Source organism: Streptacidiphilus jeojiense (assembly GCF_000719095.1).
GTDB classification, from domain to species: domain Bacteria; phylum Actinomycetota; class Actinomycetes; order Streptomycetales; family Streptomycetaceae; genus Streptacidiphilus; species Streptacidiphilus jeojiensis.
In genome coordinates, this window is the sequence record NZ_JOEH01000004.1 from 377,549 (window position 1) to 389,845 (window position 12,297).

The 12,297-nt window shown below is 72.6% G+C and carries 10 protein-coding genes; all 10 read left to right on the forward strand.

Annotation, left to right across the window (positions count from 1 at the left end; all coding sequences use genetic code 11):
- Nucleotides 1-173 precede the first annotated feature (173 nt).
- A complete protein-coding gene (hrcA, locus tag IF29_RS0106550; RefSeq protein WP_030250867.1) occupies nt 174-1,205 on the forward strand; it encodes a heat-inducible transcriptional repressor HrcA in 1,032 nt (343 codons plus the stop codon).
- A 44-nt stretch (nt 1,206-1,249) separates the two neighbouring features.
- A complete protein-coding gene (dnaJ, locus tag IF29_RS0106555) occupies nt 1,250-2,395 on the forward strand; it encodes a molecular chaperone DnaJ (RefSeq protein WP_030250869.1) in 1,146 nt (381 codons plus the stop codon).
- Nucleotides 2,396-2,429: 34 nt separating this feature from the next.
- Entirely contained in the window at nt 2,430-3,173 is a 744-nt protein-coding gene (locus IF29_RS0106560; RefSeq protein WP_030250872.1) for a 16S rRNA (uracil(1498)-N(3))-methyltransferase, read from the forward strand.
- A gap of 201 nt (nt 3,174-3,374) precedes the next feature.
- Nucleotides 3,375-6,626 (forward strand): S41 family peptidase, encoded by a 3,252-nt coding sequence (locus IF29_RS0106565; RefSeq protein ID WP_030250873.1) that lies wholly within the window; start codon nt 3,375-3,377, stop codon nt 6,624-6,626.
- 242 nt (nt 6,627-6,868) lie between these two features.
- Nucleotides 6,869-8,122 (forward strand): ATP-binding protein, encoded by a 1,254-nt coding sequence (locus IF29_RS0106570; protein WP_030250877.1) that lies wholly within the window; start codon nt 6,869-6,871, stop codon nt 8,120-8,122.
- Complete coding sequence (locus IF29_RS0106575) at nt 8,119-9,174, forward strand: tetratricopeptide repeat protein (RefSeq protein WP_051724959.1); 1,056 nt, start codon at nt 8,119-8,121, stop codon at nt 9,172-9,174. The genes IF29_RS0106570 and IF29_RS0106575 overlap by 4 nt, the downstream gene beginning before the upstream one ends.
- 52 nt (nt 9,175-9,226) lie before the next feature.
- Nucleotides 9,227-9,601 (forward strand): histidine triad nucleotide-binding protein, encoded by a 375-nt coding sequence (locus IF29_RS0106580; RefSeq protein WP_030250881.1) that lies wholly within the window; start codon nt 9,227-9,229, stop codon nt 9,599-9,601.
- Between the two features lie 7 nt (nt 9,602-9,608).
- Nucleotides 9,609-10,544 (forward strand): ribonuclease Z, encoded by a 936-nt coding sequence (locus IF29_RS0106585; RefSeq protein WP_030250884.1) that lies wholly within the window; start codon nt 9,609-9,611, stop codon nt 10,542-10,544.
- A 165-nt stretch (nt 10,545-10,709) separates the two neighbouring features.
- The gene (locus IF29_RS0106590) at nt 10,710-11,792 is read left to right on the forward strand and encodes a PhoH family protein (protein WP_051724960.1); all 1,083 of its coding nucleotides are present in this window, start codon (nt 10,710-10,712) and stop codon (nt 11,790-11,792) included.
- Nucleotides 11,793-11,806: 14 nt separating this feature from the next.
- Nucleotides 11,807-12,295, forward strand: a complete 489-nt coding sequence (gene ybeY, locus IF29_RS0106595; protein WP_030250890.1) for an rRNA maturation RNase YbeY — start codon at nt 11,807-11,809, stop codon at nt 12,293-12,295.
- The last annotated feature ends 2 nt before the right edge of the window (nt 12,296-12,297 follow it).

Consider the following 12,297-nt stretch of genomic DNA (forward strand, 5'->3'; position numbering starts at 1 on the left):
GTTCGGGCCTACCAACAGGTACGTACGGGACGGCCCAGGCGTTCCGGTCGCGTACCCTCGCGCCTTACACTGGCCGCACAGCTCTTGGCACTCATTCATCCAGAGTGCCAGTTCTGGCCAGAGTGTTCGGCCCGGCGCCCGGCAGGACCGGTAGGGAGTGAGGTGCGTGCCCCGTGCTTGAGGAGCGCAAGCTCGACGACCGCAAGCTGGCGGTTCTGCGTGCCATCGTCCAGGACTACGTCGGCACCGAGGAGCCGGTCGGCTCCAAAGCCTTGGTGGAACGCCACAACCTCGGCGTGTCGCCGGCCACGGTGCGTAACGACATGGCGACGCTGGAGGACGAGGGCTACATCCACCAGCCGCACACCAGTGCGGGCCGGGTGCCCACCGACAAGGGCTACCGGCTCTTCGTCGACCGGCTCACCGAGGTGAAGCCGATGTCCGGGGCCGAGCGCCGGGCGATCGGCAGCTTCCTGGACCACGCCGTCGACCTGGACGACGTGGTGGCCCGCACGGTCCGGCTGCTGGCGCAGCTGACCCGGCAGGTCGCGGTGGTGCAGTACCCCTCGCTGTCCCGGTCCACGGTCCGCCACGTCGAACTGGTCGCGCTGACGCCGACCCGGCTGATGCTGGTGCTGATCACCGACACCGGACGGGTGGAGCAGCGGCTCATCGACTGCCCCACTGCGGTCGGCGAGACCGTCCTCGCGGATCTTCGCTCCCGGCTGAACACCAGGGCCGGCGGGCAGCGCTTCGTCGAGGTGCCGACGCTGCTCCAGGACCTGCCCGAGAGCTTCGAACGGGAGGACCGGGGCGCGGTCACGGCCGTCCTCAGCACCCTGTTCGAGGCGCTGGCCGAGCAGACCGAGGAGCGGGTCGTGATCGGCGGCTCGGCCAACCTGACCCGCTTCCCGCACGACTTCCCGCTCACCATCGCCCCGGTACTGGAGGCGCTGGAGGAGCAGGTGGTCCTGCTGAAGCTGCTCGGCGAGACCGGCGACGCGGGCATGATGGTTCGGATCGGTCACGAGAACGCCTACGAAGGGCTGAATTCCACGTCGGTCGTGTCGGTGGGCTACGGTTCGGGCGACGAGACCGTCGCCAAACTGGGCGTGGTCGGACCGACGCGGATGGACTACCCGGGCACGATGGGCGCCGTCCGGGCCGTTGCACGATACGTCGGTCAGATCCTGGCTGCGTCCTAGCAGTCCTCTGGACCCCTCGAAACGGAAACAAGCGGAGCATTTTGGTGGCCACGGACTACTACGCGGTACTCGGCGTCCGGCGTGACGCGGGTCAGGACGAGATCAAGAAGGCGTTCCGCCGGCTGGCGCGCGAGCTCCACCCGGACGTCAACCCCGACCCGAAGACGCAGGAGCGGTTCAAGGAGATCAACGCCGCCTACGAGGTCCTCTCCGACCCCAACAAGCGGCAGGTCTACGACCTGGGCGGGGACCCGCTCTCGGCGAGCGGCGGCGGCGCGGGCCCCGGCGGCTTCGGTGCGGGCGCGGGCTTCGGCTTCAGCGACATCATGGACGCCTTCTTCGGCGCGTCCGGGGGCCAGCGCGGGCCGCGCTCGCGCACCCGGCGCGGCCAGGACGCGATGATCCGGATCGACATCGACCTCGAAGAGGCCGCGTTCGGCACCACCAAGGACATCCAGGTCGACACCGCCGTCGTCTGCACCACCTGCAACGGCGAGGGCGCCGCCCCGGGCACCTCCGCGCAGACCTGCGACATGTGCCGCGGCCGCGGCGAGGTGTCCCAGGTCACCCGGTCCTTCCTGGGCCAGGTCATGACCTCCCGCCCGTGCCCGCAGTGCCAGGGCTTCGGCACCGTGGTGCCCACCCCCTGCCCGGAGTGCGCCGGTGACGGCCGGGTCCGCGCCCGGCGCACGCTGACCGTGAAGATCCCGGCCGGTGTCGACAACGGCACCCGGATCCAGCTGGCCGGCGAGGGCGAGGTCGGCCCCGGCGGCGGCCCGGCCGGCGACCTCTACGTGGAGATCAGCGAGAACGCCCACTCCACCTTCCAGCGCCGCGGCGACGACCTGCACTGCACGGTCACCCTGCCGATGACGGCGGCGTCGCTCGGCACCAAGGTCCCGCTGGAGACCCTGGACGGCACCGTCGAGATCGACGTCCGCCCCGGCACCCAGTCAGGACAGTCCATCCCGCTGCACGGACGCGGCATCACCCACCTGCGCGGCGGTGGGCGCGGCGACCTGATAGTGCACGTCGAGGTGCAGACGCCCAGCAAGCTCGACCCCGAGCAGGAGGAGCTGCTGCGGCGGCTGGCCAAGCTGCGCGGCGAGGAGCGCCCCTCGGGGACCTTCGCACCCGGGCAGCAGGGCCTGTTCTCCCGTCTGAAGGACGCCTTCAACGGTCGCTCCTGAGCGCCCGTCAGTACAGCAGTGGAGTAGGTACGGCATGACAGCCCCGGTGTTCGTCGTCGACAGCGCGCAGCTCGCCCCGGTCGGGGCGGTGGTGCGGCTGGACGGCCCCGAGGGCCGTCATGCCGTCGCCGTCCGCAGGCTCGCCGTCGGCGAGCCGGTGGTGCTGGCGGACGGCGCGGGAGCGGCCGTCTCCGGCTCCGTGGTCGGCGTGGTCGGCAAGGACGTGCTGGAGGTCCGGGTCGACGCGCTGCTGGCCGAGCCCGAGCCGGCGGTGCGGGTCGTGGTGGTCCAGGCCCTGCCCAAGGGGGACCGCGGGGAGCTGGCGGTCGAGCTGATGACCGAGGCCGGCGTGGACGAGGTGGTGCCCTGGGCGGCCTCGCGCTGCATCACCCAGTGGAAGGGCGAGCGCGGGGCCAAGGCGCTGGCCAAGTGGCGCGCCACCGCGAGGGAGGCCGGCAAGCAGTCCCGCCGGCTGCGGTTCCCGGTGGTCCGCGACCCGATGACCACCCGTCAGTTGGCCGGACTCCTCTCCGGGGCGGCGCTGGCCGCGGTGCTCCACGAGGAGGGATCGTTGCCGCTGGCCACTGCGGAGCTCCCCGTCAAGGGCGACATCGTCCTCGTCGTCGGCCCGGAGGGTGGCGTCTCGCCGGACGAACTCGCCCAGTTCGCGGCTGCCGGCGCGGCCCCTTACCGCCTGGGCCCGTCCGTGCTCCGCACGTCCACGGCGGGCGTGGCGGCAGGCTCCGTGCTGTTGGCCCGTACAGGGCGCTGGGGCTGACGTCCTTGCTTGGCTGCGGACCGTAGCTGGCTTGTCGCGCAGTTCCCCGCGCCCCCAGGTGGGTGCAACTGACCCACAGCCGTTCAGTTGCAGCCCCCTTAGGGGCGCGGGGAACTGCGCGAGAACCCCGCTCCCAGCCGCACGTATCGCCGTCAGCCAAAACCTTGCCCCACTGTTCGGGGTGACAGCTAAGGTGACCGCGTGACACACGCCGACAGCTACCTCCGTTACCCCCACGTCCAAGCTGACCTGGTCACCTTCGTGGCCGAGGACGACGTCTGGCTCGCCCCCGTCGCCGGCGGCCGGGCCTGGCGCGTGAGCGCCGACCAGGTCCCGGTGGCCCGCCCGCGGATCTCCCCGGACGGCCGGTGGATCGCCTGGGCCTCGACCCGTGACGGCGCACCGGAGGTGCATGTCGCACCGGCCGACGGCGGCCCCGCGCGACGGCTGACCTACTGGGGCAGCCTGCAGACCACGGTGCTGGGATGGACCGCCGAGGGCGAGGTCCTCGCCCTGAGCTCGGTCGGCAGGATGTCACGGGCGCACCCGTGGGCCTATGAAGTCCCGCTGGACGGCTCCCCGGCCAGGGAACTCCCGTACGGCCGCGTCGGCGGCGTCGCAGCCGAGCCCGGCGGGGACCGCGTCCTGCTGTCCAGCGCCGGGATGGGCCGCGAGCCCGCGCACTGGAAGCGCTACCGCGGCGGCACCGCCGGCAAGCTCTGGATCGGCACCGAGGGCGACTTCAGCCGGCTGCACGCCGACCTCGACGGCCGGGCCAACATCGACTCCCCGATGTGGGTCGGCGACCGGGTCGCCTTCCTCAGCGACCAGGACGGTGTCGCCCAGCTGTGGTCCAGTCTGCCCGACGGCTCCGACCTGCGCCGCCACAGCGACCACGAGTTCTACGCCCGCAACGCCTCCACCGACGGCACCCGGGTGGTCTACCACAGCGGCGGCGACCTCTATCTGGTCGAGGACCTGACGGACGCCCGCCCCCGCCGCCTGGAGATCCGTCTCGGCGGCCCCCGGGTCGACCGCCAGCCGTACCCGATCAACGCCGCCCGCCACCTCGGGCACATCGCCCCGGACGCCGAGGCCCGGGCCAGCGTCATCGAGGTCCGCGGCAGCATCCACCGGGTCACCCACCGCGACGGGCCGGCGCGTGCGCTCTCGGCCACGCCGGGCGTGCGCAACCGTCTGCCCCAGGTGCTCGCTGACGGCGGGTCGGTGTGGGTCACCGACGCCGAGGGCGAGGACGGGCTGGAGTTCTCCGACGGCCGCCGGATCGCCGTCGGCGCCCTGGGCCGGGTCGAGGAGCTCACCGCCTCCCCGGACGGCTCCACCCTCGCCGTGGCCAACCGCGACGGCCTGGTCCTGCTGGTCACCGTCGCCGACGGCACCGTCCGCGAGCTGGACCGCAGCGGCGCCGCCCAGGCCAGCGGCCTCGCCTTCGCGCCGGACTCGCAGTGGCTGGTCTGGTCGCACTGCGCCGACTCCGAGGAGGTGCCGCGCCAGCTGCGGCTGGCCCAGCTCGCCGAAGGCACCGTCACCGAGCTGACCCCGCCCCGCTTCAACGACTACGCGCCGACCTTCACCACCGACGGCAAGCACCTCGCCTTCCTGTCGATGCGCGACTTCGACCCGGTCTACGACGAGCACGTCTTCGACCTCTCCTTCCCGCTCGCCTGCCGCCCCTACCTGCTCACCCTGGCGGCGGACACCCTCTCCCCGTTCGGCCCGCAGCCGCTGGGCCGGGCCCTGGGCAAGGGCGACAAGGACAGCGACTCCGAGGACGGCGACCAGGCCGAGGACGCCACCAAGGACTCCGCCGACGGCACCGCAGGCGAGGGCGACGAGGACGGCGCCGACGCCCCCGCCCGCACCCGGCTGGACCTGGAGGGCCTGTCCGACCGGATCGTCCCCTTCCCGGTCTCCAGCGGCCGCTACACCGACCTGCGCGCGGTCAAGGGCGGGGTGGTGTGGCTGGAGCACCCGCTCACCGGCGAGCTGGGCAACGCCAAGGCCACTCCGGAGGGCGAGGCCGAGCGCAGCAGCCTGGAGCGGTTCGACTTCGGCACCCGCCGGGCCGAGACCCTGGTCGACGAGCTGGACCGGTTCGCCGTCAGCGGCGACGGCAGCCGCCTCGCCGTGGTCGACCGCAACGAGCTGCGGATCGTCCCGGCGGACCACCGGGTCGGCAAGGACGAGCAGGACGACGCCGCGACCGTGGACCTCTCCCGGATCCGGGTCACCGTCGACCCCGCCGCCGAGTGGCGGCAGATGTTCGACGAGACCGCCCGGCTGATGCGCGACAACTTCTGGCGCGTCGACATGAACGGCATCGACTGGACCGGCATCCAGGCCCGCTACCGCCCGCTGGTGGAGCGGGTCGGCAGCTACAGCGAGCTGGTCGACCTGCTGTGGGAGCTGCAGGCCGAGCCGGGCACCTCGCACGCCTACGTCCAGCCCGTCGGGCAGGGCGTGGCCGGCAACCGCCGGCAGGGGCTGCTCGGGGCGGACCTGGTCCGCGACGAGGCGGGGGTGTGGCGGGTCGCCCGGGTGCTGCCCGGCGAGTCCTCCGACCCGGCGGCCCGCTCGCCGCTCGGCGCCCCCGGCGTCAGCGTCCGGGCCGGCGAGTCGCTGCTGGCCGTGGACGGCGTCCCGGTGGACAGCACCGCCGGACCCGGTCCGCTGCTGGTCGGCACGGCCGGCAAGCCGGTCGAACTGACCGTCGGTCAGGCCAACGGCGCAGGTGAGGCCACCCGCACCGTGGTGGTGATCCCGCTCGCCACCGAGGAGCCGCTGCGCTACCACGACTGGGTGGCGGGCCGGCGGGCCCATGTCCGCGAGCTGTCCGGCGGACGGCTCGGCTACCTTCACGTTCCCGACATGGTGGCCAACGGCTGGGCCCAGATCCACCGCGACCTGCGTTTCGAGATGGCCCGGGAGGGCCTGATCGTGGACGTCCGGGAGAACCGCGGCGGCCACACCTCGCAGCTGATCATCGAGAAGCTGAACCGCCGGGTCGTCGGCTGGGACCTGGTCCGCACCAGCCCTCCCGTCCCCTACCCGATGGACGCCCCGCGCGGCGCGCTGGTGTCGGTGGCCGACGAGTTCGCCGGATCGGACGGCGACATCGTCAACGCCGCGTTCCAGGCGCTGAAGCTGGGCCCGGTCGTCGGTGTGCGCACCTGGGGCGGGGTCATCGGCATCGACGGCCGGTACTCCCTGGTGGACGGCACCGGGGTGACCCAGCCCCGGTACGCCTTCTGGCTGGACGGCTACGGCTTCGGGGTGGAGAACCACGGCATCGACCCGGACATCGAGGTGGTCTGCACCCCGCAGGACTGGGCCGCCCGCCGTGACCCCCAGCTCGACGAGGCGGTCCGCACGGCGCTGGCCGCGCTGGAGCGGAACCCTGCCGCGGTGCCGCCGCCGATTCCGGGGCTGTAAGGGGGGACGTTCTCTGCTGCGGGCTGTGCATGGCTTGTCGCGCAGTTCCCCGCGCCCCTGGACGTCTGCAAGTGGACCAGTTGCACTTGCTGGGGGCGCGGGGCTCTGCTTGATTAACAGCGTGCGCGACAAGCCATGCACGGCCCGCACCCGAGGATCCCGCCGCCCCCGGAAGGGTCGTTCGCCCACGGGTGATCCCCCCGCCCCGCAACGGGGTTGACCGGCCGGTTAGGGTCGTCGGCATGGCTGAAGACTCCCCGCTGATACGCAGTCTGCGCTCCGCCCTGGAGGCCGCCCCGGCGGACGTCCCGCTGCGTCTGCATCTGGCCGCGCTGCTGCTGGACGACGGCGAGTCCGACCAGGCCGTCGCCGAGATCGCGGTGGCGCTACAGTACGACCCCGGCAGCGCCGAGGCAAGGAAACTGATGCTCCGTGCGATGGGCGTGCCCCCCGTGCCCGCCGCAGCGCCGCCCGCGGCCGAACCGCCCCCCGCGGAGCCGGCCCCGGCCGTGTCCTTCGACTGGGCCTCGGCCGAGCAGCAGCTCAGCGACACCGTCCAGCCCCGCTTCGTGGAGCCCGCCGCGGCCGACGGCGAGGACGACCCCGGCGAGCAGCCGGCCTGGGACATCGAGAGCAGCCAGGTCCGCCTCGCCGACGTCGGCGGCATGACGGAGGTCAAGAAGCGCCTCGAAGCGGCCTTCCTCGCCCCCATGCGCAACCCCGAACTCCGGCGCCTGTACGGCAAGTCGCTCCGCGGCGGCCTGCTCCTGTACGGGCCGCCCGGCTGCGGCAAGACCTTCATCGCCCGCGCCGTCGCCGGGGAGCTGGGGGCCAAGTTCCTCTCCGTCAGCCTCAGCGACATCCTCGACATGTACATCGGCCAGTCCGAACGCAACCTGCACGACGTCTTCGCCGCCGCCCGCGCCAACGCGCCCTGCGTGGTCTTCCTGGACGAGATCGACGCGGTCGGCGGCAAGCGCAGCAGCATGCGCCACAACGCCATGCGCGGCACCGTCAACCAGCTGCTGCTGGAACTCGACGGGGCCCAGTACGACAACGACGGCGTCTTCGTCCTCGCCGCCACCAACTCGCCCTGGGACGTGGACACCGCGCTGCGCCGCCCGGGCCGGCTGGACCGCACCCTGCTGGTGCTCCCGCCGGACCAGGAGGCCCGCGAGTCCATCCTGCGCTACCACCTGAGGGACCGTCCGATCGAGGGCGTCGAGCTCTCCAAACTGGCGAAGAAGACCGACGGCTGGTCCGGCGCCGACCTCGCCCACCTCTGCGAGACCGCCGCGGAGGCGGCGCTGCTGGACTCCGCCGCCAGCGGCCGGGTGCGCATGATCGGGATGCCCGACCTGCTGGCCGCGGCCAAGGAGGTCAAGCCCTCCATCGAGTCCTGGTTCACCGCCGCCCGCAACGTCGCCATGTTCGCCAACGACGGTGGCACCTACGACGACCTGCTGGCCTTCCTGAAGCGGACCCGCCGCCTGTGACCACCGCGGACCGGGTGGCCCGGGCCCGTGCGCTGATGGACCTGGGCCGCCACGACCAGGCCCGCGGGCTGCTCGCCGAGGCCCTGGCCGAGATGCCGGGGGACGCCGCGGCCTGGTCCTCGATGGCCCGCTGCTGCTACCGCACCGACGACTTCGAGTCGGCCCTGCACGCGGCCGACCAGGCGCTGGCGCACAATCCGGCGCTGGCAGCCGCCTGGCGCTGGCGCGCGCTCTCGCTGGCCGAGCTGAAGCGCTGGCAGGAGGCCCACCGCGCCGCCGCCGAGGCGGTCGGCCGCGAACCGCAGAACTGGTCCGGACACATGATCATGGCCCGGGGACTGCTGGCCGACCCCACCCGCGGCGGTGACGACCGGCGGGCGCGGGACGCCGCGCACCGCGCCAGGGAGCTGGCCCCGCACGAGGCGGAGACCCATTTCTACGCCGGCCGGGTGGCCGAGCGCGCCGGACGGGAGGCCGAGGCCGAGGCCTGCTACCGGGAGGCGCTGCGGCTGAACCCGGAGCAGCGCTCGGCCAGGAACCAGCTGGCCCTGATCCAGATGCGGCGCGGCGAGAACTACGCGGCGGCCCAGGGCTTCGCCGCCGTCGCCGCCTCGGCCAAGGGCGCCGAGCTGGGCATCCACAACCTCAAGGTGGTCGCGGTCCGGCTGATCTCCAGGGCCCGCTGGATCTCGGTCGGCGCCCTGGCGGTGGCCGAGGCGGGCGTCATCGCGGTGCCGGACGGCGGCTGGGCCGTGCGCGGGGCGCTGATGGCCGCCCTGCTGGTCGGCTGGGCGGTGTGGGCGGTCTGGGCCGCCCGCCAGGTCCCGCCGCAGCTGCGGATGCCGCTGCTGCGCACGGTCCGCGGCAGCGCCTACGTGCTGCTGGTGCTGCTCGGCGTGGCCGCCTTCACCCTGGCCGCCTTCGTGCTGCTGCTGGTGCCGGTCCTGGCGCCGTTCTGGGGCGAGGTGGTCCTCGCCGCGGTGGCGCTGCAGCTGACCGCGCTGCGGACGGCGGCGGTGCTGGTCCGGAAGGCGAAGCAGCGGGTGGAGTGACCCGGCTACGATGCGGCGTGTCGGGGACCGCAACGAGCACGAGGAGCGCGACGTGTCGGGAGAGCCGCAGGCGGACTGCCTGTTCTGCAGGATCGTGGCCAGGGAGATCCCGGCGACCGTGGTCCGGGAGACGGAGACCACGCTGGCGTTCCGCGACATCAACCCGCAGGCCCCCACCCATGTGCTGGTCGTCCCCAAGGCGCACTACCCGCACGCCGCCGCCCTCGCCGACGCCGATCCGGCGCTGGCCGGCACCCTGCTGGCCGAGGCCGGCCGGGTCGCCGAGGAGGAGAAGGTGGCCGAGTCGGCCGGCGGGGCCGGCTACCGGCTGATCTTCAACACCGGCGCCGGGGCCGGCCAGACCGTGTTCCACGCCCACGTCCACGTCCTGGGCGGCGGGGACGGGCTGCGCGAGAAGCTGGTCTGACCCCCGGATGTCGCAACGCGAGCTGGTGGTGCTGGGGACGGCCAGCCAGGTCCCCACCCGGCACCGCAACCACAACGGCTACCTGCTGCTCTGGGACGGCGAGGGGCTGCTGTTCGACCCGGGCGAGGGCACCCAGCGGCAGCTGCTGTACGCCGGGGTCAGCTCGCACGCGATCACCCGGATCTGCGTCAGCCACTTCCACGGCGACCACTGCCTGGGCCTGCCCGGCGTCATTCAGCGGATCAACCTGGACAAGCCGCCGCACTCCGTGAGCGCCTACTACCCGGCCTCCGGTCAGCGCTTCTTCGAGCGGCTGCACCACGCCAGCGCCTTCCACGAGACCGTCGAACTGCTGCCCGAGCCCATTGCCGGGGCGGGTGGGCTGAAGGCCGCCGGTGCACCGTTCACCCTGACCGCCGAACCCCTCTCGCACCCGGTCGAGTCCTTCGGCTACCGCCTCACCGAACCCGACGGCCGCCGGATGCTGCCGGACCGGCTGGCCGCCCACGGCATCGCCGGACCCGCCGTGGGGCGGCTGGGTCGCGACGGCGCGATCACCCTGGAGGACGGCTCCACGGTGACGTTGGAGCAGGTCAGCGCGGTGCGTCGGGGCCAGAGCGCGGCCTTCGTGATGGACACCCGGATGTGCGAGGGGGTGGCCCGGCTGGCCCAGGGGGTCGACCTGCTGGTCATTGAGGCCACCTTCCTGGAGTCGGAGGCCGCCCTGGCCCGCGACCACGGCCACCTCACCGCCGCCCAGGCGGCCCGCGCCGCCGCCGAGGCGGGGGTGCGCTCCCTGGTGCTCACCCACTTCTCCCAGCGCTACCCGGACACCGCCGGCCACCTCGCCGAGGCCCGGCAGCACTTCGACGGGGAGGTCGTCCTGGCCCGTGACCTGATGCGGGTGCCGGTGCCCGCCCGCTGTCCGGCGGATGAAGGCTGAGGGTCGGTGGCGGAAAACTACTGGCGTCACCCGCGCCACGGGCGGACCATCGTTCTCTCCGGCCCTACCGGCCGTCGTACCCTTGTCACACCAGGCCTCGGCGATGCCGCGGAGGCCGGCGGACCCGATAGAGAGATGGGATGAGGCAGGCCTCAGCGCCGACCCATGACTTCTACGACACCCAGAGCACAGCGCGCCCAGCAGGTGCCGGCGCAGGCCCAGGCCAAGATCATCATCCCGGAGAAGCACCCGATGGTGAGTGTGCTCGGCGCCGGGGACTCGTTCCTGAAGGTGATCGAGAAGGCCTTCCCGGACCTCGACATCCACGCCCGCGGCAATGAGATCACCGCCACCGGCGACCGGACCGGGATCCGGCTGGTCCAGCACCTGTTCGACGAGATGATGCTGGTGCTCCGCACCGGCCAGCCCCTGACCGAGGACTCCGTGGAGCGTTCCATCGCCATGCTGCGCAAGGCCGAAGAGGACCCGACCAGCCCCGAGGGCAGCCAGAACCCCTCGGCGGTGTTCACCGCCAACATCCTGTCCAACCGCGGCCGCTCGATCCGCCCCAAGACGCTCAACCAGCAGAACTACGTCGACGCCATCGACCGCCACACCATCGTCTTCGGCATCGGCCCCGCGGGTACCGGCAAGACCTACCTGGCGATGGCCAAGGCCGTGCAGGCGCTGCAGGCCAAGCAGGTCACCCGGATCATCCTCACCCGCCCGGCGGTCGAGGCCGGCGAGCGGCTGGGCTTCCTCCCCGGCACCCTCTACGAGAAGATCGACCCCTACCTGCGCCCGCTCTACGACGCCCTGCACGACATGATCGACCCCGACTCCATCCCCCGGCTGATGGCCGCGGGCACCATCGAGGTCGCCCCGCTGGCCTACATGCGCGGCCGGACCCTGAACGACGCGTTCATCATCCTGGACGAGGCGCAGAACACCAGCGCCGAGCAGATGAAGATGTTCCTGACCCGGCTCGGCTTCAACTCCAAGATCGTGGTGACCGGTGACGTCACCCAGATCGACCTGCCGGGTGGCACCACCAGCGGGCTGAAGATCGTCCAGGAGATCCTGGGCGATGTGGAGGACATCCACTTCAGCCGTCTGACCAGCCAGGACGTGGTCCGCCACAAGCTGGTCGGCAAGATCGTGGACGCCTACGGCCAGTACGACGCTGCCCAGGAGAACGCAGCAGCCGCCCCCCGCAAGCCCCGACCCCCCCGACGCAACGAAAGCTGAGATCCGAACTCCCCATGTCGATCGACATCAACAACGAGTCCGGCACGGAGGTGGACGAGCAGGCGATCCTGGACATCGCCCGCTTCGCCCTGGACCGGATGCGCATCCACCCGCTCTCCGAGCTCTCCCTCATCGTCGTGGACGCGGAGGCCATGGAGGCGCTGCACATCCAGTGGATGGACGAGCCAGGCCCGACCGATGTGATGTCCTTCCCCATGGACGAGCTGCGTCCCGGCAAGGAGGACGAGGAGCTGCCGCAGGGCCTGCTCGGCGACATCGTGCTCTGCCCCGAGGTGGCGACCGCCCAGGGCAAGGCCAACGGCCACTCCATGGACGCCGAGCTGCAGCTGCTCACCGTCCACGGGGTGCTGCACGTCCTCGGGTACGACCACGAGGACCCGGACGAGGAACGCGAGATGTTCGGGCTGCAGAAGCGGATCCTGGACGACTGGCGCGCCGAGCGCGGCGAGACGGGGCCGTCCCCGGCCCCGACCACCCGGTGAGC